The sequence below is a fragment of the Rhodoferax sp. ZS1R8 genome (genome assembly GCF_056521325.1).
On the sequence record NZ_JBWMBA010000002.1, the window covers coordinates 689,756 to 714,572 of the forward strand.

Annotated in this window: 21 protein-coding genes; 8 read left to right on the forward strand and 13 right to left on the reverse strand. The window is 61.1% G+C overall.

The window, feature by feature from the left end; all coding sequences use genetic code 11:
- Window positions 1-18: 18 nt before the first annotated feature.
- From AC097P_RS09230 to AC097P_RS09265, 8 genes are all read right to left on the reverse strand, one after another.
- On the reverse strand, window positions 19-1,131 hold the full coding sequence (locus AC097P_RS09230) for an amino acid ABC transporter permease (protein ID WP_479610097.1): 1,113 nt from the start codon (window positions 1,129-1,131) through the stop codon (window positions 19-21).
- Window positions 1,132-1,137: 6 nt separating this feature from the next.
- On the reverse strand, window positions 1,138-2,313 hold the full coding sequence (locus tag AC097P_RS09235; protein ID WP_479610098.1) for an amino acid ABC transporter permease: 1,176 nt from the start codon (window positions 2,311-2,313) through the stop codon (window positions 1,138-1,140).
- 3 nt (window positions 2,314-2,316) lie between these two features.
- Window positions 2,317-3,348, reverse strand: a complete 1,032-nt coding sequence (locus AC097P_RS09240) for an amino acid ABC transporter substrate-binding protein (RefSeq protein ID WP_479610099.1) — start codon at window positions 3,346-3,348, stop codon at window positions 2,317-2,319.
- A 123-nt stretch (window positions 3,349-3,471) separates the two neighbouring features.
- A complete protein-coding gene (locus tag AC097P_RS09245; RefSeq protein ID WP_479610100.1) occupies window positions 3,472-5,112 on the reverse strand; it encodes a methyl-accepting chemotaxis protein in 1,641 nt (546 codons plus the stop codon).
- 26 nt (window positions 5,113-5,138) lie between these two features.
- Window positions 5,139-5,876 (reverse strand): amino acid ABC transporter ATP-binding protein, encoded by a 738-nt coding sequence (locus AC097P_RS09250; protein WP_479610101.1) that lies wholly within the window; start codon window positions 5,874-5,876, stop codon window positions 5,139-5,141.
- 42 nt (window positions 5,877-5,918) lie between these two features.
- Entirely contained in the window at window positions 5,919-6,608 is a 690-nt protein-coding gene (locus AC097P_RS09255; RefSeq protein WP_479610102.1) for an amino acid ABC transporter permease, read from the reverse strand.
- A gap of 1 nt (window position 6,609) precedes the next feature.
- Window positions 6,610-7,332, reverse strand: coding sequence for an amino acid ABC transporter permease (locus AC097P_RS09260; protein WP_479610103.1), 723 nt, complete (start codon window positions 7,330-7,332; stop codon window positions 6,610-6,612).
- A gap of 109 nt (window positions 7,333-7,441) precedes the next feature.
- Window positions 7,442-8,353, reverse strand: coding sequence for an amino acid ABC transporter substrate-binding protein (locus tag AC097P_RS09265; RefSeq protein ID WP_479610104.1), 912 nt, complete (start codon window positions 8,351-8,353; stop codon window positions 7,442-7,444).
- Between the two features lie 311 nt (window positions 8,354-8,664).
- Here AC097P_RS09265 and AC097P_RS09270 point away from each other — a divergent pair, with 311 nt between their 5' ends.
- From AC097P_RS09270 to AC097P_RS09280, 3 genes are all read left to right on the forward strand, one after another.
- On the forward strand, window positions 8,665-10,353 hold the full coding sequence (locus AC097P_RS09270) for a long-chain fatty acid--CoA ligase (protein WP_479610105.1): 1,689 nt from the start codon (window positions 8,665-8,667) through the stop codon (window positions 10,351-10,353).
- Window positions 10,354-10,500: 147 nt separating this feature from the next.
- Entirely contained in the window at window positions 10,501-11,538 is a 1,038-nt protein-coding gene (locus AC097P_RS09275; RefSeq protein WP_479610106.1) for a methionine synthase, read from the forward strand.
- Window positions 11,535-12,746 (forward strand): serine hydrolase domain-containing protein, encoded by a 1,212-nt coding sequence (locus AC097P_RS09280; RefSeq protein ID WP_479610107.1) that lies wholly within the window; start codon window positions 11,535-11,537, stop codon window positions 12,744-12,746. Before AC097P_RS09275 ends, AC097P_RS09280 begins: the two co-directional genes overlap by 4 nt.
- 71 nt (window positions 12,747-12,817) lie before the next feature.
- On the opposite strand, the gene AC097P_RS09285 is transcribed toward AC097P_RS09280, so the two are convergent.
- From AC097P_RS09285 to AC097P_RS09295, 3 genes are read right to left on the reverse strand one after another with little or no spacing between them, the layout of a single operon-like run.
- Entirely contained in the window at window positions 12,818-13,690 is an 873-nt protein-coding gene (locus AC097P_RS09285) for an alpha/beta hydrolase family protein (protein WP_479610108.1), read from the reverse strand.
- Window positions 13,691-13,693: 3 nt separating this feature from the next.
- Complete coding sequence (locus AC097P_RS09290; protein WP_479610109.1) at window positions 13,694-14,593, reverse strand: RNA polymerase sigma factor; 900 nt, start codon at window positions 14,591-14,593, stop codon at window positions 13,694-13,696.
- On the reverse strand, window positions 14,590-15,384 hold the full coding sequence (locus AC097P_RS09295; RefSeq protein WP_479610110.1) for a YdhR family protein: 795 nt from the start codon (window positions 15,382-15,384) through the stop codon (window positions 14,590-14,592). Before AC097P_RS09295 ends, AC097P_RS09290 begins: the two co-directional genes overlap by 4 nt.
- Before the next feature lie 845 nt (window positions 15,385-16,229).
- Between AC097P_RS09295 and AC097P_RS09300 the strand changes: the two genes are divergently transcribed.
- Window positions 16,230-17,486: a HipA domain-containing protein gene (locus AC097P_RS09300; RefSeq protein ID WP_479610111.1), complete on the forward strand. Its 1,257-nt coding sequence runs from the start codon at window positions 16,230-16,232 to the stop codon at window positions 17,484-17,486.
- 196 nt (window positions 17,487-17,682) lie between these two features.
- Here the strand turns inward: AC097P_RS09300 and AC097P_RS09305 are convergent, their stop codons facing one another.
- Complete coding sequence (locus tag AC097P_RS09305; RefSeq protein ID WP_479610112.1) at window positions 17,683-18,726, reverse strand: NADP-dependent oxidoreductase; 1,044 nt, start codon at window positions 18,724-18,726, stop codon at window positions 17,683-17,685.
- A 181-nt stretch (window positions 18,727-18,907) separates the two neighbouring features.
- Here AC097P_RS09305 and AC097P_RS09310 point away from each other — a divergent pair, with 181 nt between their 5' ends.
- From AC097P_RS09310 to AC097P_RS09325, 4 genes are read left to right on the forward strand one after another with little or no spacing between them, the layout of a single operon-like run.
- Window positions 18,908-20,146, forward strand: a complete 1,239-nt coding sequence (locus AC097P_RS09310) for a saccharopine dehydrogenase family protein (protein WP_479610113.1) — start codon at window positions 18,908-18,910, stop codon at window positions 20,144-20,146.
- 33 nt (window positions 20,147-20,179) lie between these two features.
- Window positions 20,180-20,998: an SDR family NAD(P)-dependent oxidoreductase gene (locus tag AC097P_RS09315; protein ID WP_479610114.1), complete on the forward strand. Its 819-nt coding sequence runs from the start codon at window positions 20,180-20,182 to the stop codon at window positions 20,996-20,998.
- Between the two features lie 30 nt (window positions 20,999-21,028).
- On the forward strand, window positions 21,029-21,796 hold the full coding sequence (locus AC097P_RS09320; protein ID WP_479610115.1) for a 2OG-Fe dioxygenase family protein: 768 nt from the start codon (window positions 21,029-21,031) through the stop codon (window positions 21,794-21,796).
- Window positions 21,797-21,816: 20 nt separating this feature from the next.
- Window positions 21,817-23,418, forward strand: coding sequence for a GGDEF domain-containing response regulator (locus AC097P_RS09325; RefSeq protein WP_479610116.1), 1,602 nt, complete (start codon window positions 21,817-21,819; stop codon window positions 23,416-23,418).
- Window positions 23,419-23,479: 61 nt separating this feature from the next.
- Here AC097P_RS09325 and bktB read toward each other — a convergent pair whose 3' ends face one another.
- Window positions 23,480-24,664: a beta-ketothiolase BktB gene (gene bktB / locus AC097P_RS09330; protein WP_479610117.1), complete on the reverse strand. Its 1,185-nt coding sequence runs from the start codon at window positions 24,662-24,664 to the stop codon at window positions 23,480-23,482.
- Window positions 24,665-24,817 lie beyond the last annotated feature (153 nt).

Here is a 24,817-nt window from a genome sequence, read left to right on the forward strand (position 1 = left end):
AGGGTGACGGTGCTGCGGTTAGCGGAGCTTGCTCTTGTTGACCTGCTTCTCGACCCAGCGGCTGTAGCGCGACATCGAGAAACAGAAGATGAAGTAGATCGATGCGATGAATAAGTAGCCTTCGATCTTGAAGGGGCGCCAGTCGGCGTCTGAGTTCAGTGCCAGGCCCATCGAGCCGGTCAGCTCGTACAGGCTGACGATGGTGACCAGCGACGTGTCCTTGAACGTGGAGATAAACCCATTGACGATGCCTGGCACCACCATGGCCAACGCCTGGGGCAACACGATCTTGCGCTGGGTTTGCCAGTAGCTCAGCCCCAGCGTGGCCGCGGCCTCGACCTGACCCTTGGGGATGGCCTGCAAGCCGCCGCGAATGACTTCGGCCATGTACGCTGCGGCAAACAACGTGATGCCCACCAGCACGCGGATCAGCACATCAATTGTGAATCCCTGCGGCATGAACAGCGGGAACATGAAGGACGCCATGAACAGCACCGAGATCAGCGGCACGCCGCGGATCAGTTCCACATAAATGGTGCAGGCGCTGCGGATGGCCGGGAGGTTCGATCGCCGCCCCAATGCCACGATCAATGCAATCGGGAAGGCCATGGACACGGACAGCGAGGCCAGCAGAATCGTCAGCGGCAGGCCACCCCAGCGGTCGGTCTCGACCCGGGAGAGGCCCAGTACGCCACCAAACATGATTGTGAAGAAGGTGCCCAGCACGGCAATCCACAGGATCGCCAGCCAAGGCTTCCAGAAGGCGCGCATGCAGCTGGCCACCAGGAGCGCCACCATCATCAGCGTGGCGACCAGAGGGCGCCACTGTTGTTCAAACGGGTAGCGGCCGAACAGGATGAGGCGGTACTTTTCGGCGATCACGCCCCAGCAGGCGCCCGCACCGTCGATGCGGCAGGCGTCGGCGTTGGGCTCCCAGACGGCGCGCAGCAGCGTCCAGCCCAGCATCTTGGGCAGTATCCACAGCAGCAGCCCGCCCAGCACCAACGTGCCAATGGTGGTCTGCCAGTTGCCAAACAGGTTGACGCGTATCCACGGCAGCAGACCGTCGTTGTTGACGGGGGCAGGGCGCGCCGCGATCGGTTGGAAGGTTTGGCCAGTGGAGGACGACATAAGGGGTCAGCGCTCCTTGATGGCCGCGCGGGCGTTGTACCAGTTCATTAGCAGCGACGTGGCCAGCGATGTTGTGAGGTAGACCAGCATGATGACGGCAATGCATTCCACGGCGCGGCCGGTCTGGTTGATGGCCGTGTTGGCAATGGACACCACGTCCGGGTAACCAATAGCCACGGCCAGTGATGAATTCTTCGTCAGGTTCAGGTACTGGTTGGTCATGGGCGGGATGATGACCCGCAAGGCCTGGGGCAGCATCACCAGCCGCATCTCTTGCATAGGGCTCAGGCCCAGGGCGTCGGCGGCCTCGGCCTGCCCGCGCGGCACGGACTGGATGCCGGCGCGCACCACCTCGGCCACAAAGGCGGCGGTGTACACGGTCAGGCCCAGCAAGATCGACAGAAACTCCGGCGTCAGCGCGCCGCCGTTTTCAATCGCGAATTCGCCCTGCCTGGGGCTGTCCAGCTCGGTGGGGGCACCGCCCAGCAGCCAGCCCGCCAATGACGCAACAACAACGATGGTCAACGGCACCCAGAACAGGCTACGGGGTTGCCCCGTGCGTTCAAATGCCAGCACGGAGCGTTGGCGCTGCCACCAGGCCAGCACGAGGCCAGCCAGCAGGCCCCAGGCCGCCCAGGCATGGCCAGCAGCCCAGATGGGAATGGGAAAGTTCAGACCGCCCTTGCTCAGGTAGAACGGCCCGACGACGATGGGCTCAGTGGAGGCGGGCAGCAGCTCGGTGAACAGCAAATACCACATCAGCAGTTGCAGCAGGATGGGGACATTGCGAAACACTTCGATGTACACACTGCACAGGCCGCGCACCAGCGCGTTGCGCGAGAAGTGGCAAATGCCAATCAGCGTGCCGACGATGGTGGTAAGGATGATGCCCAACACTGCGACGCGCAAGGTGTTGGTCAGGCCGACCAGGAAGGCGCGCCAATAGGGCTCGCCCGAATCAAAGGGGTAAAGGCTTTCGCCAATGTCAAAACCGGCGGCGCTCGTCAGGAAATCAAAGCCACTCTGGATGCCCCGTATCCGCATATTGGTAGCGGTGTTGTGGGCCAAAAACCAGACGGCCAGGCCAATGGCCGTGACCGCCAGGATTTGGTACACCAGGCCCCGAAAGGCCTGGCTGCGCCAGGAGAACTTCTTCTTCCTGGGCGGGGCTTGCCGCGCCACGGTTTAGCGCACGGGGTAGGCGTACATGATGCCGCCCTTGTTCCACAGGTTGTTTAGGCCACGGGGCAGTTGCAGTGCTGATTTGGGGCCTACATTGCGTTCAAAGATTTCACCGTAGTTGCCGGTTGTCTTGATCGCGCGGGCCAACCATTCCTTGTCCAGGCCCAGCAGCTTGCCGGTGTCTTCGGTCGTGCCCAGGATGCGGCCCACTACCGGGTCTGGGCTTGTCTTCATCGCATCCACATTGGCCTGGGTTACGCCATATTCTTCGGCTTCTATCAGGCCGTAAATGACCCATTTGACAATCGCGAACCACTCATCATCACCGCGGCGCACCAGAGGGCCCAGCGGTTCTTTTGAAATAATTTCTGACAGGATGACGTGGTCGGCAGGGTCCTTGGCGGACTTGTTACGCACCGATGCCAGGCCCGACGCGTCGGTCGTGTAGGCGATGCAGCGGCCAGAGAAGTAGGCGCCCTCCACGGCTTCCAGTTTTTCAAACACCACGGGTTTGACGTTGAGGCCATTGGCCTTGGAGTAGTCGGTCAGATTCTTCTCGGTGGTGGTGCCGGACTGTACGCAGACGGTCTGGCCCTTGAGCTGCTTGGGGCTCTTGATTTTGCTCTTGACGGGAACCATGAAACCTTGGCCGTCGTAGTAGGTGACGGCGGTCTGGCTCAGGCCCAGCGAAGCGTCGCGGGTCAAAGTGAAGGTGGTGTTGCGTGACAACACATCAACCTCGCCGGACTGCAGTGCGGTGAAGCGGGCTTGCGCGGGCAGGGGCACGTATTTCACTTTTTCGCCATCGCCCAATACGGCGGCGGCAATGGCGCGGCAAACATCAGAGTCCAGGCCATTCCACTTGCCGCTGGAGTCGGCTGCAGAGAAACCGGCCAAGCCAGTGTGCACGCCGCAGATCACCTGGCCGCGGGCCTTGATGCCGTCCAGCGTTTTACCAGCCTGCGCAGGCGCGGCCCATACCAGGCCCAGGGATGCCACAACAGCGGCGGCGGTTTTCACGGTATTGAGTTTCATCTACAAGTACTCCGGTAAAGAACAAAGGAACCGCATCAGTTTACGCGGGTGCAAGGGGCACATTCCGTATGTGTATATGCGCTTGTGGAATATGCGCTACTGACATGCTGTCGGCTGCTTTGCTTACTGCGCCAGCAGGCGGGGCTGGCCAGCCAGCGCCGTACTCGTGAGGGGTGCGTCAGCATAGCCAGACTCGGTCCGGCTGAGGCGGAATGTGCTGACGATGTCCGTTAGGTTGCGTGCCTGCTCCTTGAGGTTTTCCGATGCAGCGGCGCTTTCCTCAACCATGGCGGCGTTTTGTTGCAACGTGTCGTCCAGCTGCGTGACTGCGTGGGATATGGAGCCTATGCGTCCGCTTTGCTCGCCGGTAGCGACCGCAATCTCGCCGACGATGGCCGACACGTCTTTGACCGACTGCACCATGTCCTGGATGATGTGGCCGGCTTGCGCGACCAGCGCCGTGCCGGCTTCCACCTGCTCGGTGCTGTTGCCGATCAGCGCCTTGATCTCCTTGGCCGATGCGGCGGCGCGCCCGGCCAGGCTGCGCACCTCACTGGCGACTACTGCAAAGCCACGGCCCTGCTCGCCGGCACGGGCGGCTTCAACCGCGGCATTCAGCGCCAGGATATTGGTCTGGAAGGCAATGCCGTCGATGACGCTGATGATGTCCGCAATCTTGCGGGAGCTGGCGCTGATGTCGTCCATGCGCTGCACGACCTTGTTGACGACTTCGCCACTGCGGGTGGCCGTCTCGGACGCGGCGGAGGCCAGGCGGTTGGCATTGCGTGCGGACTCGGCGCTGTGCTCCACCGTGGTGTTGAGGTTTTCGAGGTTGCCGGCGGCCGACTGCAGGTTGTGCGATGCCACCTCGGTGCGCTGGCTCAGGTCCAGCGTGGCACTGGCCACTTCGGCACTGCTGGACTCGATGTTGTTGGCCGTAACGCTGATATTGCTCACCAGCTGGCGCAGCTTGTCTTGCATCGTGGAAATAGCCTCCAGCAGGCGGCCGGTTTCGTCGTTGATGCGCACTTCCACCTGCGACGTCAGATCCCCATTGGCAATGCGCTCCGCAACCACCACCGCGCGGCCGATGGGTGCCGTGATGCTGAGCGTGATGCGCCAGGCGATGAAGGCCCCCAGTGCCAAGGCCGCTACCACCAGCGCACTGCCGGTGAACAGGGCCTGCGACTGCGTCTTCTCGGCCAGTTGGGTTGCCTCCTGGCTGCGCGCGTATTGCAGCTCGACCATGCCGGCCAGCTTCTGGTTCCAGGCCAGTTCGCCCGGGTTCACCCGCACCATCAAGGTCATGTTGGCCGCGACCGCATCGCCATCCAATGCCTGACCAACCGCCTCCTGCATCTCGGGACCCGTCTTGCGGCTGATGTCGGCGATTTCCTTCAACAGCTTCTGCTCGTCCGCATTGACCTCACCCTCTTGCACCAGCGCAGACAGGTCTTTCTCTTGCGTCTGGTAGCGTTTGAAGGTTTCGGCGAAACGCTTGGCCTGGTCCTTGGACCGGGCCGCATCCACGGCATCGAGCATCACAGCAGAGCGGCTCTCGATACCCAGCGCGTTGACGCTGGCCAGCATGGCATTGGCCAGCTTGGTCTTGGTGGCGTTGACCCCGGTGATTTCCTGCATGCGCTTTTGCACCGCCTTGGCCGATAACTGGCCAACGGCGGCAACCGCAATGAGCAAAATGAGAATGCCCCCGAAGCCCAAGGTCAGGCGAGAGGAAATGGATCGGTTGTTGGCGCTTGGCATGGCAGGTGATCCTCGTTCGGTGTTGCTCAGTGCTGCAAGATCTTGCTGAGGAAGTCTTTGGTGCGGGGCTGGCGGTTCTCGGGGTGGTTGAAGAACTCATCCTTGCCGCAGTCTTCCAGAATGTGGCCGCCGACATCGATAAAGATGACACGGCTGGCAACCTTGCGGGCAAAACTCATTTCGTGGGTCACGACCATCATGGTCATGCCTTCCTTGGCCAGGCCGACCATGACATCCAGCACCTCGCCCACCATTTCAGGGTCCAGCGCGGAAGTGGGTTCGTCGAACAGCATGACAATGGGGTCCATGGACAGCGCGCGGGCAATGGCCACGCGCTGCTGCTGGCCGCCGGAGAGTTGGCCCGGGTACTTATCCTTGTGTGCCATAAGGCCAACCCGGTCCAGCATCTTCAGGCCACGCACCTTGGCTTCGTCAGCGCTGCGACCCAGTACCTTGATTTGCGCAATGGTCAGATTTTCCGTCACGCTCAGGTGGGGGAACAATTCGAAGTGCTGGAACACCATGCCCACGCGGCTGCGCAGCTTGGGCAGGTCGGTTTTCGGGTCGTTCACAGCCGTGCCATCGACGGTGATGATCCCCTGCTGGATGGGTTCCAGCGCGTTGACGGTCTTGATCAGTGTGGACTTGCCCGAGCCCGAAGGCCCGCAGACCACCACCACGTCGCCTTTTTTGATGCTCACCGAGCAGTCTGTCAGCACCTGCACCGGGCCATACCATTTGGACACGTTTTTCATTTCAATCATGTGCGCAACCTCTTTGTTTTTTCTGAATTTGTCTGAATCAATTTAGCGGATGATGGCGATCTTCTTGTGCAATTGCTTAACCGCGAACGACAGGCTGTAGCAGATGACGAAATAGACGACCGCTGCCAGCAAGTAGGACTCGATGGGGCGGCCGAAATTCTTGCCAGCCGCGTCAAAGCCCTTGAGCAAGTCGTAGGCGCCGATGGCATAGACCAGTGACGTATCCTGGAACAGGATGATGGTCTGCGTCAGCAGCACCGGCAGCATGTTGCGGAAAGCCTGGGGCAGGATGATCAGCTTCATGTTCTGTGCGTAGCTCATGCCCACGGCCTGGCCGGCAAACACCTGGCCGCGCGAGATGGACTGGATACCGGCGCGCATGATCTCGCTGAAGTAGGCCGCCTCAAACGCTACAAAGGTAATGACGGCGGAAATCTCGGAGCGGTAGTTCTCACCCAGGCGCCAGGGAATGGCCGCGTAGAAAGAGCCCGGCACCAGCAGATAGAACCACAAGATCACCATGACCAGCGGCACACTGCGCATGCCGTTGACATAAAAAGTGGCCGGCACATCCAGCCACTTGCGGCCGGACAGGCGCATCATGGCCAGTAGCGTGCCGAATATGACACCACCCACTGTTGCAACGGCCGTCAGCACCACGCTGAAGTAAAAGCCCTTGATGATGAAGGTGCGGATGAGTTCCCAGTTGTAGAAAGAGAAGTCCAAATTCATGTCAGTGTCCTCCCCCGCCGGCCTGGACAATGAAGCCTGGTACCCGGGTCTTCTTTTCGATGTAGGCCATGATGCGATTGATGGCAAAGGCCGAAACCACATAGCACGCGGTAACGGCCATGTAAATCTCGATGCCGCGCGAGGTTTCTTCTTGCGCCTGCATGGCAAACATCGTCAGTTCTGATATGGACACAGCAAAGGCCACCGACGAGTTCTTGAAAATATTCATGGACTCGCTGGTCAGCGGCGGAATGATGATGCGGTAGGCCATGGGCAGGATCACGTAGCGGTAGTACTGCGGCGTCGTGAAACCCATGGCCATGCCGGCGTAGCGCTGGCCCTTGGGCAGCGTCTGGATACCTGCTCGTACCTGTTCGGCAATCCGCGCAGAGGTAAAAAAACCTAGCGCGAACACCACCAAGTAGAAACCGTGCACGTCTTTCATGGGTGGCACAAGTGCCGGAATCACGTGGTACCAAAGGAAAATCTGCACGAGTAGAGGGATGTTGCGAAACAATTCGACCCAGGCATTGCCGAAGCGCACCAGCCAGGGGCTGTTGGGCAGCGTGCGCAATATGCCGATGATGGAGCCGATGCTCAGCGCCAGAATCAGAGAGCTTACCGAGACCGTTACGGTCCAACCCCATGCTGACAACATCCACTCCCAGTAGGTCGGCTGCTTGCCGCCAGGGTCCATCAAGAAGATTTCCCATTGCCAATTCATTCAGGCTGCTCCTCTACTTTATGCACAAATCTTATACCTCCACAAGCCAAAAACAAAGCCCGCCACCAGAGTTCGGGCGGGCTTTGCGGCTTGGGTTTTGCGAACGGGATTATTTCTTCGCGTAGTCTTCAGCTGGCTTGTCGTTGGGGTTGGCCCAAGCCGCTTTGGTGGCATCGCTGGCGGGCAGACCAACTTTGGTGTTCTTCGGTGGGATGGGCTGCATGAACCACTTGTCATAGATCTTGGCCAGCTCGCCGGACTTGACCAGATCCTTCACGGTGTCGTCGGCCAGCTTCTTGAAGGCTGCGTCGTCTTTGTGGATCATGATGGCGATGGGTTCCACGTTCAGCACTTCGCCGACGATCTTGTAGTCAGCAGGTGCCTTGGAGGTGGCGATGTTGCCAGCCAGGATTTGACCGTCCATGACGAACGCATCGGCGCGGCCGGATTCCAGCAGCAGGAAGCTGTCTGCGTGATCCTTGCCGAACACTTCCTTGAAATCCACGCCATTGGCGCGCTCATGCTTGCGCAGCAACTGCACCGAGGTGGTGCCGGTCGTGGTGGCGACGTTCTTGTCCTTCAACTGGTTGATGGACGTGATGCCGGAGTTGGCCTTGACCGCGATGCGCACTTCTTCCACATAGGTGGTCACGACGAAGGACACGTCTTTCTGGCGTGTGGCATTGTTGGTGGTGGAGCCGCACTCAATGTCCACCGTGCCGTTTTGCACCAGTGGGATGCGGTTTTGCGAAGTGACGGCCAGGTACTTGGTCTCCAGCTTTTTGCCAGCAGCCTTTTCCAGGTTGGCAATGATGCGTTGGCAGATTTCGACGTGGTAGCCAGCGTACTTGCCGTCACCCAGCGTGAACGACAGGGCGCCGGAGGAATCACGCACACCCATGGTGACGGAGCCCGAAGCCTTAACCTTGGCAATGGTGTCCACGGCTTGCGCTTGCGCGCCAAAGGGAATCAAAGCTGCGGCGACGGTTGCGGCAGCAATGGCAAACAGATGTTTTTTCATGTCTTTTCCTAATAGTCTTCGGTTGATGTTGTATCCCAACGGTTTATGCGTTTTAAAACGTGACCCGGAACCAACCCGCTGATGTTAGTCCCTTGCGGGCCGATATAACCATGGGTTTTTACCGGGTCATCATGCAAAATGCGCATGCCCCAATAACGGCCAGGTTTTCGAGACGTTTACAGAGGCTTCGCAATTTCTGTGCCCATCACGTCGCGCAGGCGACTGTTTGGGGCCCGGTTTGGGGCCTACCCCGATGCGGTGGATGCTTGGGCGCGCTAGTCTTGCAGAATCCATTCGTTTGAGGAGTTTCGGTGCGCGCCCATTACACGTTTTGGCCCAAGCGGCTACCCCATTCCATCACCCCGCCGGCCACGTCCTTGTGGGACAACCTGGAGACCAATGCCCGTCGCTACCCCGACAAGGCGGCGCTGGTGTTTTTCGGCACGGTATTGACCTACACACAGCTGCTACAAAAAGCGGAGCGGCTTACGCGTGCCCTGTGCGGGCTGGGGGTCAAAAAGGGCGACAGGGTTGTGCTGTGCATGCAAAACTGCCCGCAACTGGTCATTGCCCATTTTGCGATCCTGCGGGCGAACGCCGTCGTGGTGCCGGTGAACCCGATGAACCGCGCGGAGGAGTTGAAGCACTACATCACCGACCCCGATTCACGCATCGCCATCACCACCGCCGACCTGGCGCCTGAGTGGGTGCACGCCAGCGACGCGCTGGACGCCAAGGAGCGTCTGAGCCACCTGATCGTCACACACTTCGCCGATGCGTTCGATACGGGCGTGGTAGGCGACGATGCACCCCCGGCTGCATGGAGCCAGTGGCTGCTGGGCCGCCACCGCCCCCCGGAATTGCAGGGGGGCCAGGTTCTGGACTGGAACGATGCCATGGCAGCCGACGGCGAACTGCCCGAGCTGACTGTAGGTCCCACCGACCTGGCCATACTGCCGTACACCAGCGGCACGACTGGCTTGCCCAAGGGCTGCATGCACCCGCACAGCAGCATCATGCACAACGCGGTGGCCAGCGGCATGTGGGGCAATGGCTCGGCTGAAAACGTGGTGCTGGTCGTGGTGCCCATGTTCCACATCACCGGCATGGTCAGCATCATGCACACCAGCATCCGCGGTGGTGCAACGATGGTCGTGATGCCGCGCTGGGACAGAGATCTGGCCGGACGCCTTATCTCGCGCTGGAAGGTGACGCACTGGACCAACATCCCGACCATGGTCATAGACCTGCTGGGCAGCCCCCATTTTTCCAGCTACGACCTGTCCAGCCTGGTCTACATCGGCGGCGGCGGCGCGGCCATGCCGCAGGCTGTGGCCCAGCGCCTGCTGGAGCAGTTTGGCCTGCGCTATGTCGAAGGCTATGGCTTGACCGAGACCGCCGCGCCCAGCCACAGCAACCCGCCCGATGCACCCAAGCAGCAGTGCCTGGGTATACCCTTCATGGGCACCGATGCGCGTGTCATTGACCCCGACACGTTGCAGGAAATGCCGGTGGGCGAGGCCGGCGAAATCATCATGCACGGCCCCGAGGTGTTCAACGGCTACTGGAAGCGCCCGGACGCTACGGCGGCGGCCTTCATCGAGATCGATGGCAAACGCTTCTTCCGCTCCGGCGATCTGGGTCGGGTCGATGAGGACGGATACTTCTTCCTGACGGACCGGCTCAAGCGCATGATCAACGCGTCGGGCTTCAAGGTCTGGCCGGCCGAGGTGGAGGCGCTGATGTACCGCCACCCCGCCATCCAGGAGGCTTGCGTCATCTCCACGCCCGACAGCTACCGTGGCGAGTCCGTGAAGGCCGTCGTCGTGCTGCGCTCCACCCACAAAGACTTGGTCACTGAGCAGAACATTGTGGACTGGTGCCGAGAGAACATGGCTGTCTACAAAGTGCCGCGCGTGGTGCAGTTTGTCGACGCACTGCCCAAGAGCGGTGCGGGTAAAGTCATGTGGCGTACTCTGCAAGAAGCTGAAGCAAAATAGCCCCCACGGTTGCGCCCGCAGCAGACCTGGGACAAGTACCGCCGTTCGTGTCCCCCGACCTGCGGTCTCCTCCTTTACCTCACTTTGGCACTTACCCCAGGCCTGCTGCTCGATCCGTGGCTGTTGGCGCTAATGAAGGAAATAACGATGTTTGAAACCGCCATCGCCGGAAGCCTGCCCAAACCTTCGTGGTTGTCGGAAACCGAAAAACTCTGGCCACAGTGGAAGCTGGCCGGGCCCGAGCTGCAGCAGGCCAAGGCCGATGCCACGCTGCTGTGGATCAAGGAACAGGAAGACGCCGGGCTGGACATCGTCGGCGACGGTGAGCAAAGCCGCCAGCATTTCGTACACGGCTTTCTGGAGCAGGTAGACGGCATTGACTTTGAAAACAAGGTCACGATGGGCATACGCAATAACCGTTACGACGCCCAGGTGCCCCAGGTCATTGCCGAACTGCGGCTCAAGGGCCGGGTCCACGCCTTCGAGGCGCAGTTAGCCCGTGCCCACACCAAAAAGAAGCTGAAGTTCACGCTGCCCGGTCCGCTGACGATTGTGGACACGGTGGCCGATCGCTTTTATGGCGACAAACGCAAGATGGCTTTCGCCTTTGCCGAACTGCTGAACCAGGAAGCATTGGCGTTGCAGGCCGATGGCGTGGACATCATCCAGTTCGACGAGCCTGCATTCAACGTCTATATGCAAGACGCGGCCGACTGGGGCGTGAAAGCCCTGGAGATTGCTGCGCGGGGCCTGACCTGTACCACCGCCGTGCATATTTGTTATGGCTATGGCATCAAGGCCAATAACGACTGGAAGGAAACCCTGGGCCAAGAGTGGCGCCAGTACGCACAGGTGTTCCCGGCGCTGGCTGCCAGTTGCATCCAACAAGTAAGCCTGGAGTGCTACCACTCACACGTGCCGCCGGATCTGATGGCGTTGTTGAAGGACAAAGACGTCATGGTGGGCGTCATCGACGTGGCCAGTGATGTCATTGAGACGCCCGAGCAGGTGGCCGATACGATTGGCGTGGCACTGCAGCACCTGCCGCGCAACCGCATTTTCCCGTGCACCAACTGCGGGCTTGCGCCGATGAGCCGCGAGGTTGCCGTCAAGAAATTGCAAGCTTTGGCCCAAGGTGCGGCGCTGGCCCGCCAACGTTACGGCCGGGCGGGAAGCGGCGCATGACGGCATCCGGTAGCAAACATCTGCCATTGGGCTCGGCCAAGGACCTGGGCTTTTGCCCGCAGCGCGTGCGCCACCTGGTCGAGACGCTGCAGTCCGAAGTGGCTGGTGCCCGTCTGCCCGGCGCTGTCGCGCTGATCGCCCGCCATGGCAAGGTGCTGCTGCACCAAAACGTGGGCCAGCAGGACCCCGCGCACAGCGTGCCCATGGAGCTGGATTCCATCTTCCGGATCTACTCCATGACAAAACCCATCGTCTCGGTGGCGGTCATGCAGTTGATGGAGCGCGGGCAATTGCTGCTCAGCGACCCGGTGGCCAAGTATTTGCCTGAGTTTGCCGATGTGCAGCTCAGTACGGTGATCGATGGCCAAGCCGTGCAGCAGCGCCCTATGAACGAGCCCACCGTGCAGGACCTGCTGCGCCACACCGCCGGGCTGACATACGAGATATTAGGCAACGAGCCCATCCAGTGCCAGTACGCGCAGGCCCGGCTGGCATCGCGCACGCGCAGCAACCGGGAATTTTCCAAAGCGCTGGCCGCGATTCCCTTGATGTTTGAACCCGGCACGGTGTGGGAATACAGCCGCGCCACGGATCTGCTGGGCGCCCTTGTGGAGGTGGTCAGCGGCCAGACGCTGGGCGCTTTTCTGCAAGACAACATCCTGGGCCCGCTGGGCATGGTCGATACCAGCTTCGTGGTGCCACCCGACAAACACCACCGCATCGCCGAGCCCTTTGCGGTAGACCCGGACGGCGGTATCGCCCCGCGTCTGATCGACCTGCGCCAGAGCGCCGCGCTGGAGGCGGGCGGTGCGGGCTTGGCCTCCACATCCGCCGACTACGCCCGCTTTCTGCAGTGTCTGCTGAGTGGCGGCGAACTGGACGGCCAGCGCATCCTCAGCACCGCCACCGTGCGCTACATGACGGCCGACCACCTTGGAAGCGTCGGTGTGCACCGGGCCGGCCGCTCGGGGGAACTGCTGCCGCCTGGCCACGGCTTTGGCCTGGGCTTTGCAGTGCGGCTGGAGGAGGGCGTTGCGGCCCAGGCCGGCTCCAAAGGCCTGTATTTTTGGGGCGGCATAGCTGGCACCACCTTTTTCGTAGACCCGGCCAAGGATTTCTTTGCGCTGATGATGTTGCAGGCACCCAACCAGCGGGACTATTACCGGCCGCTTTTCCGCAATCTGGTTTACGCTGCACTGCTGGAATAAGATTTTTTCCGCGTCGGTGCGCTGTAGCCCTCGTATTTATTGCGCTGTTAGCTATCGATTCAATAGCGTAGTCAGCCTGCCAATGGCATGCACTGCGCCATGTGCGGCCAGAGCTTTTGCTCCATATCCCGACGAAATGCGCCTACATGCCCTACGCGGGTAACACCCATCTGCTGCGGTGTGATCACCTCCAGGCGCGCAGCGGCGTGGGGTGTGGCGGCCAGCAGCTTGCGCGTGCATTCCAGGGTCATTGCTTCGTCGTCGCTGAAACTCAGCGCGTGGATGGGGTAGCGCGCCGTCTGTAGCACGGGCATCAGCTTGTCGGGCTCCGCGCCCCAAGCGAATTCAGGATGGCGGCACCAGCGGCTCCATTGCAGCATCACGCCGGCGGGTAGATCGCCCACCATGCCCAGGCGCTTGCCCGGAAAGTAGCCCAAGAGTGGTGTCAGCAAAGGCCCTGCCAGATGCAGCATCAGCGGTGCCTTGTTGCGCGACGGCGCAGCCCAGTCGCGCCAGTAGCCCGAACCCGCTGCCACCGACAGCAACTTGGCAATGCGAGCCTGCGTCTGCAATCCGGCCATCGCCGCATGGTGCGCGCCCAGGCTATGGCCGATCACGGTGATTTGGTCTACATCCGTCTGCTGGCAGAGGGTCTGCACAGCAGCCGCAAAGTCTTGTTGGGCCCAGGTCAGCATGTCGGCCTGCACATCGCACAGGTGCTGACCGGGCAGACGCGACGCGCCCATGCCGCGCACATCGAAGGTCATCACCCGCTGGCCCTGCGCGGCAAGCCATTGGGAAAACGGCAGGTAGAAGCGCTGGGCAATGCCCAAGCCACCGGCAATCAAAACTGGCGTTGCCTGCTTGACCGCGTCGCCAAACAGCGTACCCATCAGCGGCGCTCCATCGGCAGCGTGAAACGGCAATGGTGTGGATTGCGTCATGGCTCAATGCGTTGCACGGTCGTCGCCCCAAAAGCCTTCTGCGCTAAGCACGGCGCGAATGGCCGCCCGCTGGCTCTCGGGCGCTTGGTAGTCGGGGTGTGCCCGGAAGACGGCGGCAGCATCCCCCACGCGCACCAAGGCGTCGAAAGCGCCCGCGGCCTGTTCCCGCTCTGCAGAGTGGATGGCAATCAGCGGGGCGGCACTACCCGCGCCAGTTTGCGCGCCAGTCTGGCGCAGATGCGCCATGGCGGGCAACTGTTTTTCGCAGTGGCATGCAGCATTGGCGTTGGCAAGGCCGCAGGTGGTTGAAGCAAAGCCGTCGATGCGCGCCCGCGTGCGGGCCAGCCGCTGGCGGTAGGCGGCGGGCGTTGTCTCCAGCACCCGCGCCGCCTCTTGGGATGACAGGCCAAACAGCGTGTCCAACACATAGACCAGTCGCTGCTCGCGGTCCAGCGCCATCAGCATGTTCTGCGTGCAGCCCAATGCCACTTGCCGGGCTGCCAATTTGTCCTCGGGCGTGAGCGCCTGCTCTTGCGCCTGCTGGTCTGCCAGGCGGTTGCCATGTTGGTGGTAGGCCAGGCCCTGCTGCAACCGCTCTTCGATGGCTTCCAACGAGACCTCCGGGGACTCGCGGCTGCGCGTGCTGGCGTTCAGCAAGTGGTTGCGCGCGATCTGGAACACCCAGGTGGTGAACGCCGCCTCCGCCCGAAAGCCGCCCAGGTGCGTCACCACCTTGAGCAAGATTTCCTGCGATGCGTCGGCCGCATCGTCGCGGTTGCCCAGCATGCGCACTGCCAGGTTGAAGATGCCCGGCTGGATGGCCAACAGCACCTGGTCCAGCGCGGCGAGATCGCCCTGGGTGGCAGCGCGCAGTGTCTCGGGGGCAGGGGCAGTGATTTTCATGGTGCGGCAACGATTAGGGCGGGCGGGGCGATAGTGTTGGGCGCGTCCAGACTTGGCAACAGGATGGGCGCATCGAACCACTCGATTTTCGCGCTGTGCCCATAGGTTTGGGTGACGCGCTGGTGCCAGGCGGGATTGAACCAGGCTTTGGCACTGGCCTCGTCCCTCCACAGGTAAACACCACCAAATGTGCCATTGCTGCTATCGCCCTGGCTCAGGATGAAGTGTTTGCGCAGCAAACCGGGCACCTTCTGGTACTGTGGCACGGCGGCGTTAAATTCCGCCAGCATGCGTTCCCGGCCTATGCCCTTCGGTAGTGGTATCTCCACCAGCGTGGCAACCGCGCTGCCGTCGGTGCTGGCGGGGGTGCCAGATGGCGTGTTGTCAATGCTCACCGGTGCTTCAAAAATGCGCACCGAGGCATCGGCACCGCGCTCGGCCTTCACGCGGGCAAACCAGGCCGGGTTGAACCACGCCTGCGCGCTGGCCGCATCACGCCAGTAGTACACGCCACCATAGTCGCCGCTCTCGCGTTCAAACGAGAATGCCTTGAACGCCAGGCCCGAGAGGTGCGCGTATTGCGGGATGGTGTCGCGCATCTTGCCCGTAACCACCGCGCGTGGGGCATACCATGGCTTGGGTACACGCACGATCACCACCACGGGGGTTGGGGATGCGGTGGGTGGCACGTTTGCCATCTGCGGTGCGGTGGTTTGGGCCCAGACGCTGGTTCCCAAGGCGGCCGTGGCCAGTAAAGCTGCGCCCGCGCGCAGGGCTGTGTGGTGTGTCATATCCATCTCCAAATGTAGGGCAGCCCACCAAAAACGCTTCGATGCAGCGGTCCTTATCTATTTAGAGTGTTGGCGCACAGTTTTTGTGACAATGAGTGTAGGCACGAACTCTGGCCACCATGCTGGGGCATGTTGGTCTTTTAGGCACCTAGCCCTCGTCAGATGTGCGTGAGTAGCTATCAAATTTGCAGCATATTGGCGTAGAAAGGCCTATTTGATGAGCTTCAGACGGCGTCGCACGATGCCGCCTGGCACAAGATGGCGGCCAATGCCCATGGCATGGGAAGACATCATCCGCACGCTGCCAGAGACGGCGCAGCTGCGTTTCATTTAAAGTTAGGATTACCTAATATTTTGATCCCGTGGGGTCATTTATTCAGAGATTGCTTAATGTTTACGCGATATTGTTCTTTTGGGATCAGTTTTTAACTACCCCCTGGCGATACGGACTAAGTCGGCTCAAGTAGCGTTCACGACGCCGAAATACTTGCCCTCATAAGATCATTTTTTGACTATTTGCTAGTTAAGTAAGCTAAACTGACCCGTAGAGGTCAAAAAATGCAGGTCACCCCGGACTCAGTTACTGAACTAGCCAAACGGCTGCTTTTGGAGCGAAAGCGCCAGGGTTTGTCGCGTGCGCAGGCCGCATCGGTGTGCAATGTCAGCACCTCCTTCATTCGCGATGCAGAAGACGACCCAAGTCGGTGCTCATTTGCATTGCTGATGCAATTGTTTCAAGGCTTGGGGCTTTCTATGTCCGTTGACGGTTGGCAAGCTGCGGAAGTTGCACCCTCACCCCCAGAAGCACACAGTTCTGCCGACGCGGCAGATTCAGTGGGCGAGCCATGATCCGGTTGAGCGTTTGGGCCAATGTGCGACCCATGGGGTGGTTTGGCCACGCTGCCAGCGATTACTTTTTTGAATATGACCCGCAATGGATCGAGCAACCGGGTGGCTACGTTTTAGCGCCCCAGTTCCCTTTGCGGTTGGAGCGATTTGCAGGGGCGGCAGTCAAAACGTTTTTTCAGAATTTGCTGCCTGAGGGCGAGGCGCTGGAGGACATTCTCAGCGCCATTCATCTGCGGGGCGCGTCTTCATTCGAGGTGCTGGGCCGGTTGGGTGCCGAGTTGCCCGGGGTTCTTTCGTTGCTGCCCGAAAATGCGCGCCCCGACAACCAGCAGCAATACCGGCCCTTGAGTTTTGATGCATTGAGTGCCCGCTTGGCCGACCGCGGGCGCACGCCATTGCTGGTGTCCAATGTGGACGCAACCATGTCGCTCGCAGGTGCGCAGGACAAGATTGGCTTGCGCTTTGACAAACAGTCCAGGCGACTCAGCGACAGTCTGGGCCACTCTCCCACTACACACATTCTCAAGCCCGACACACGGCAGCCGCGCTATCAACCCAGCGCCATCAATGAATACGCTTGCATGAAATTGGCTCGCGCATTGAAACTGCCGGTGCCCGATGTGTGGCTGCTCCGGGTGCCGGAGGCATGCTATGTGGTGGAACGCTACGACCGTTTTACGGCTGCCGGAAATATTGTTGGTTTGCATCAGATCGATGGATGTCAGTTGCTGGGCCATGGCCCAGGCTGGAAGTACCAGCGCATGGGTGGATTGGTGAGCATTTCCAAGCTGGTGGATGCGATGCGTGCATTGCGTGTACGCGGCAACGATTTGCTGCAGCTCCAACGTTGGGTGATGTTCAACTACCTCATTGGTAACGCAGATGCTCATGCCAAGAATCTGTCAGTGCTGATCGACGAAAAAGGTTTCAAGCTCGCTCCCTTTTACGACCTGTTGTGTGTACGCGTATATGGCGACACCGGGCTGGCGCTGTTCATTGGGGATGAAGAAAGCTTTGACGCAGTGGGTGCCCATTCATGGGAGGCACTATGTGCCGACTGTGGATTCAGCTATGTGCAATTGCAAGTCGAATTCCGGCGTATGGCGTTGGCGCTCCAAGCAGCGTGGGAAAAGGTCTGTGAACCCATTCTCAAAGCGCGGGGCACAACCGCTGCTGAAACGGAAGTGCTGCGCAAGATGACGCAGGTATTCCAACTACATTGTGATCACGCAACATCAATGACCGAGCGCTGAAGACGCAGGCATTCAGGGAAGGCAATGGTGACAACATCCAATTTCTCTTTCCTGCAAGCTGAATGGCCTGCCTGGAGCACGTTCGAGCGACCGCGCTGGCGGCCTAATGGTTATTTAGGCCGCTAGCCCTCGTCGGATATGCGTGAGCAGCTACTAAAGATGTAGCAACTCACGCTCCAACCGTTCAGCGCAACGCTCAGTCCTTCGCCACTTCCAGCACCAGCTTGCCAAAGTTCTCGCCGTTGAACAGCTTGAGCAGTGTGTCGGGGAAGGTCTGCAGGCCGACGACAACGTCTTCCTTGCTCTTCATCTTGCCTTCGCGGATGTAGCCCGCCATCTCGGCCACGGCCAGGTGGTAGCGGGCGGCGTAGTCGAACACGACGATGCCTTCCATGCGCGCGCGGTTCACCAGCAGGCTCAGGTAGTTCTTGGGGCCTTGCACGGCGGTGGTGTTGTTGTACTGGCTGATGGCGCCGCAGATGATGATGCGAGCGCCGCGGGTGATCTTGGCCAGCACATCGTCCAGAATCTCACCGCCGACGTTGTCGAAGTAAATGTCCACGCCCTTGGGGCAGTGTTCTTTCAGGCCCGCGCGCACAGCGCCTGGTCCGGCTTTGTAGTCGATGCAGGCATCAAAACCCAGTTCTTTCACCACCCAGTCGCACTTGGCGGCACCGCCGGCAATGCCGACCACGCGGCAGCCCTTGAGCTTGGCGATCTGGCCTACGGTCTGGCCGACTGCGCCCGCTGCGCCAGACACCACGACCGTTTCACCGGCCTTGGGCATGCCCACATCCATCAGGCCAAAGTAGCCGGTCATGCCAGGCATGCCCAGCACGTTGAGCCATTGGGTCACGGTGCCGGCGCGCTGGTCGATCTTGAAGATGCCGTTGCGCTTGAATTCATCTGCGCCTAGCGTGGCGTATTCCTGTACACCCAGCGTGGCGCTGACCAGGTCGCCCACGGCAAACTTGTCGCTCTTGGAGGCGACCACCTTGCCGACACCGCCGGCGCGCATGACTTCGCCAATGCCGACGGGAGGGATGTAGCTTTTGCCTTCGTTCATCCACCCGCGCATGGCAGGGTCCAGCGACAGGGCCAGGGTCTTGACGACGATGCCGCCCTCTGCCGGCTCGGCGACGGCCTCAGTGGTATGGTTCCAGTCAGTAGGCTTGGGCATGCCCACGGGGCGTGCGGCAAGGCGGATCTGGTGGTTGACGAGGTTGGCGAGTGAGGACATGGTTCTATCTCCGCAGTGGGCTGGGGGTAACAAAATGGGCGGCTGGCAAGCAAACCGCACTGGAGCAGCATCGTAGCCCGGCTTGTAGCTGGCGCGCGTTGCCTAGGCGACAGGCCCTGTGTGCCGCCGGAGTTTGAATGGGTCTATGCTTAGACCCCCGGACAAAGGAGGGGAGTCAACGATGGTCACCAGTAAATCTTCGGCAAAAAAATACGATGTGGTGTTGTACGGCGCCAGTGGTTTCGTCGGCCGCCAGACGGTGGATTACTTCGCGCAGAGTGCGGATGTGCAGTCCGCAGGCTTGCGCTGGGCTTTGGCCGGCCGCTCCGCGGACAAGCTGGAAGCCGTGCGCAAGTCCAGCGGTGCCTTGCACGCTGGCATCGTGGTCGCAGAGGCGCACGACGCCAAGGCCATGGACGTGCTGGCCCGCAATGCAAGGGTCGTACTCAGCACCGCGGGCCCCTTCGCGCTGTATGGCAGCGAGCTGGTGGCGGCCTGCGTGCGCCACGGCACGCACTATGTAGACATCACCGGCGAGACGCCTTGGGTCAAGGGCATGATCGACCTGCACCACGACACCGCCCAGCGCAAGGGCGCGCGCATCATTCCGTTTTGCGGCTTTGATTCCGTTCCGTCCGATTTGAGCGCTCATCTGGCCAATGCCGCCATGCAAGAGCGCCATGGCGAGGTTTGTGTGGAGACCAAAGTCGCGTTCAGCATACGCGGCGGCTTCAACGGTGGCACGCTGGCCTCGCTGTTCAATATGCTGGCGTCGGGCCAGTCGCAGGCGATGGCCGACCCATTTTTATTGAACCCCTCCGACGCTCGCCCCGCCAACGCGGCGGCCCATGCCGACCCCTTGCTTCCGCGCCGCGATTCCGACTTTGGCGCCTGGCTGGGCCCGTTCATGATGTCGACTATCAACACCCGTGTCGTGCGGCGTAGCGCGGCCTTGCTGGCTTATGCACCGGGCTATGCCTACCAGGAGTATTTGCGTCTTGGCAAAGGCCCGGTCGCCGCGCTGGCGGCCACCAGTTTGAGTGTGGGTTCATTCACATCGCAGGCTGCCTTGAGGTTAAGCCCCATCCGCAAACTGGCGCAAAAGTTTGCACCGCCACCCGGCGCCGGCCCGTCGGAGGCCAGCATGGACGGTGGATCGTTCCGTGCGCTGTGGGTGGGCCACAGCGCCAGCGGCAAGACGGTGCGGGGCATGGTGGCCGACAAGGGCGACCCCGGCAACCGCGCCACCACCAAGATGCTGTGCGAGTCAGCGCTGGCGCTGGCCTTGCAAATGGACGAACTGCCGGGTGGCCGCAAGCACGGCGGACTGCTGACGCCCGCCAGCGGCCTGGGCGATGTGCTGGTGCAGCGCCTGCGCGCAGCCGGCATGGTGCTGCAGGTTGACCCCGCCAAGCCTTGAATCTTTCAAACAACCCAAAAAGAGGAAACGACTATGCCCAAGAAGAATACTTCTGCCTCCGGCAACCCCACTGCGCTGATCACCGGCGCATCCTCGGGCATCGGGGAGACGCTGGCTGGATGCTTTGCCGCCGCCAGGCACGACGTCATCCTGGTCGCTCGCAGCGAGGGCAAGCTCAAGGCATTGGCCGAGAAACTGGCCGCGCAACACGGCGTGGCCGTCAGCGTGCAGCCCGCGGATCTGTCGCAGCCTGGCGCGGCAGAGAAATTGCTGGCCGCACTGTCGCGCAAGCACAGCAGCAAGGTCGATGTGTTGGTCAACTGCGCCGGCGTGCTGGAGCAGGGCGCCTTTACCTCCATAGACCATGCCAAGCACCAGGCCACCATCGACCTGAACATCTCAGGCCTGACCGCGATGCTCAGCGCCTTTGTGCCCGGCATGGTGGAGCGCGGCCGTGGCCGGGTGTTGAACGTGGCCTCGGTCGCTGCCTTCCAGCCGGTGCCCACGTTGGCCAGCTATGCGGCCAGCAAGGCCTATGTGCTGTCACTGTCCGAATCGCTGTCCGAAGAACTTCGCGACACCGGTGTGACCGTCACCACGCTGTGCCCTGGCATCACCGCCACCAATATGCTGACCCAGGCAACCGGTGCCAACGCCAAGCTGGGCCAGCTGCCCAGCTTCCTGGTTGGTGAGGTGCAGGATGTGGCCGACATGGCGTTCGCTGCCACGATGCGCGGCGACGCTATTTGCGTGCCCGGCATCGTCAACCAGGCGGCGATGATTGCGTCGCGCAGCACACCCAAGTGGCTGGTGCGCCGCATCGGCGGCCTGATCGGGCGCAAGGCTTTGTAGGGCCTTTTTTGGGTTGTTAAGCTATTGGTCATGACGACCAATAGTTTTTCGCCGCCTTGCGTAGCACCCGATGCTGTAATTCCTGCTCTACGCCAGCAAGGCTATGCTGTACTCGATGCACCAAGCTTCGCCACGCTCGCCAAGCTAAGCCTGGCCGACCTGAATGCCCTGCTGCCCAGCTGGAACGATCTGCCGCCAGACCAATACCTGAAAGACGGTGGCCGCTACCGCCGTCGCCGCCATGCCAGCTACCAGGTGGATGGTGATACCGTAAAGGCCGTGCCCCACCGCGCGCACTGGCAACCGCTGGACTACAACGCACTGCATGGCGGCATGCAGCGTTGGTTTGAGCCGGTAGCTGCGGATACGGCAGCGCACACCGGCTGGAACGCGCTGCTGAAGGCCCTGGGCAGCATCGCTTCATCGCTCAAAGGCGCGCAAGCCTGGTTCGTTGAGGCGCACCAATTTCGCATTGACACCACTGACGGCATTGGCCGCCCCACGCCCGAGGGCGCGCACCGCGATGGCGTTGACGTGGTGGCGGTGTTTCTGGTCGGGCGCCACGGCATCAAGGGAGGTGAAACGCGCGTGTTTGAGGCCGCCGGCCCCAACGGCCAGCGTTTCACACTGACAGAGCCTTGGTCGCTGCTACTGTTGGACGATGCCCGCGTCATCCACGAGTCCACACCGATCCAGCCGCTGCAGGACGGTGGCCACCGCGACACACTGGTCATCACTTTGCGCGCACAAGGGTTCCAAGACGATAGGCAACCTAAAATGGGGGTAGAGCCGGACTAACCGGTCCAAAGAGGAAATTTATGTCGTGTTCGCCCGCTGAGCTGAAGAAGAAGAGCGACGAATTTTTATCCAAGTGGCAGGCTTGCAAAGACCACCCGGGCATTGATGGTTTTGTGGAGTTTGCGGTGGCTGTTTCTGCGTTCACCGAGTTTCTGGATGCCAAGGGCCTGCCGGGCCTGCACCAGACAGCGCGCACACTCGAGCAGCAGGTTCTGTCGCAATTTGACCGGTGGAACACCGACCCCATCCCCGACGCACCGATGAGCGATCTGGACGGCCAGATCACCGAGTTCAGCACCCGCATCGTCGAGTTTCTGCAAGACAAGAGCGACCTCAACCCTGAGCGCCGTCTGCACCAGGATAGCGAGGTTGTCTCCGAACTGTTGCCGGTGAAAAAGATCTGGCTGATCACCGCGGTTCCAGAGGCTTGGCAAGAAGTAGTCACCCAAGCCGGCTATTTCAATATTCAGGTCGAAGTCTGCGGACCGGTCTACGACCAAAAGGCCGCGCAAGACCCGACTATCGTTCTGGTCGATGCCAATGGCTTGCAGCCCACAGCTTTCATCGTTCGGGTACAGGCATTGCGCGGCCGTTTTTCAGCCAGCAGCATCGTGGGCCTGAGTCTGCCGTCTGATTTTGACGGCCTCAAGCTTGCACTGCGCGTGGGCTGCGACTTTTGTTTCCCGGTGGGTACTGCGCAGTCGGCCGTCATGGCCCGCATCGTCAAGCTGTGCGGGACCGAAGAGGAGCCGCCCTACCGCGTACTGGTCGTCGAAGATTCCGTGACTGCCAGCACGCTGATCCAGCGCACGCTCAAAGAGTCCGGTGTGGAATCCATGGCCATCTCCCAACCGCAGGATGTGCTGACGGCGCTGGCTAAGTTCCAACCCGATCTGGTGCTGATGGACATGTACATGCCAGGCTGCACCGGGGTTGAGGTGACCCGCGTGATCCGCCAGCACGAAGAGTTTTTATCGACGCCGGTGGTGTATCTGTCGGCCGACACCAGCATCGCGCTGCAGGTGGACGCACTGCGCCTGGGCGGCGACCACTTCCTTACCAAACCGTTCAATCCCGTCGTGTTGAACGCCGTCGTCAAGAGCAAGATTGACCGCTACCGCATCCTGCGCCGCTCCATGTACCTGGACAGCCTGACCGGCTTGCTCAACCACACCACATCCAAGCAGCGTGTGGACGCCTCCGTTAACACGGCACTGGCCGACAACACGCCGCTGTGTGTGGCCATGATCGATATTGACCACTTCAAGAAGGTCAACGACACCTATGGCCACCCGATGGGCGACCAGGTGATTCGCAGCATGGCTTGGCTGCTCAAGCAGCGTTTGCGCAAGACCGATTCAGTGGGCCGATACGGCGGGGAAGAATTCCTGGTGATACTGCCCCAGGCCGACGTTGAACGCGCCCACCATTTGCTGGACCGTATCCGGGTCGACTTTTCACAGTTTCACCACCCGGTGGATGCGAGCTCGTTTGCCTGCACTTTTTCCTGCGGCATTGCACAGTTGGCACCTGGCCAAAGCGGCCAGGCCCTGGTCAAACTGGCCGACGAGGCCTTGTACAAGGCCAAGAAGCAGGGGCGCAACCAGATTGTTGGTGGTTGAATCGGGCTGCAGCCCCCGTGCAGCGCGCGTAACGCGCTATCAATAGCGTAGCAATTTTCCGTCAGATACGCTCGAAGATGGCCGCAATCCCTTGGCCACCGCCGATGCACATCGTTACCAGCGCGTAGCGGCCCTGTATGCGGTGCAGCTCGTAAATGGCTTTTACCGTGATCAGCGCGCCGGTGGCGCCAATCGGGTGGCCCAGCGAAATGCCGGAGCCATTGGGATTGACCTTGGCCGGGTCCAGCCCCAGGTCGCGCGTTACGGCGCAGGCCTGGGCGGCAAAGGCTTCGTTGGCCTCGATGACGTCCAGGTCATTCACGGTCAAACCCGCCTTCTTCAGCGCGGCCTGCGTGGCCGGCACCGGGCCAATGCCCATGTACTTGGGGTCGACACCGGCGTGGGCATAGGCCACCAGGCGTGCCAGCGGCTTGGCGCCGCGGGCCTTGGCGGCGCCCGCTTCCATCAGCACTACTGCGGCGGCCGCGTCGTTGATGCCGGACGCGTTGCCGGCGGTGACGGTGCCGTTGTCCTTCAGGAAGGCAGGCTTGAGCTTGGCCATGTCAGCCAGCGTGGCGTTAGCGCGGAAGTGTTCGTCGGTCGCGTAAGCCACATCACCCTTTTTGCTCTTGAGCATCACCGGCACGATCTGGTCCTTGAAGTAGCCCGCTTCCGTGGCGCGTTGGGCGCGGTTGTGGCTTTCCACAGCGATCGCGTCCTGCTCTTCGCGGCTGATGCCCCACTTGGCGGCGATGTTCTCGGCCGTAACACCCATGTGGATCGTGTGGAAGGGGTCGTGTAATGCGCCAATCATCATGTCCACCATCTTGGTGTCGCCCATGCGCGCGCCCCAGCGCATGTTCAGCGATGCAAACGGTGCGCGGCTCATGTTCTCTGCACCACCGCCAATGGCAATGTCGGTGTCTCCCAGCAGGATGCTCTGGCTGGCATTGACGATGGCCTGCAGGCCGGAGCCGCACAGGCGGTTCACGTTGTAGGCGGGCGTGCCTTCACCGCAGCCACCGTTGATAGCGGCCACGCGGCTCAGGTACATGTCCTTGGGCTCGGTGTTGACGACATGGCCAAACACGACGTGGCCTACATCCTTGCCGTCCACGTTGGCGCGGGCCAGGGATTCGCGCACAACCTGGGCGCCCAACTCGGTAGGGGCGATGTCCTTTAGGCTGCCGCCAAAGGTGCCGATGGCGGTGCGCACTGCGCTGACGACTACTACTTCACGGGTCATGGGGATGCTCCTCAGAGATTTTTTGGGGGAGAGTTGGGGGCGTGGAGCCCGTCGGTCGTGATTTTACGACTCGGTTGCGTCATCTATTGTTCACACGTTTGACACAAGACTTATCTAGTCTCAACTGGTAAACACCCGCCCATGTAGGAGTAG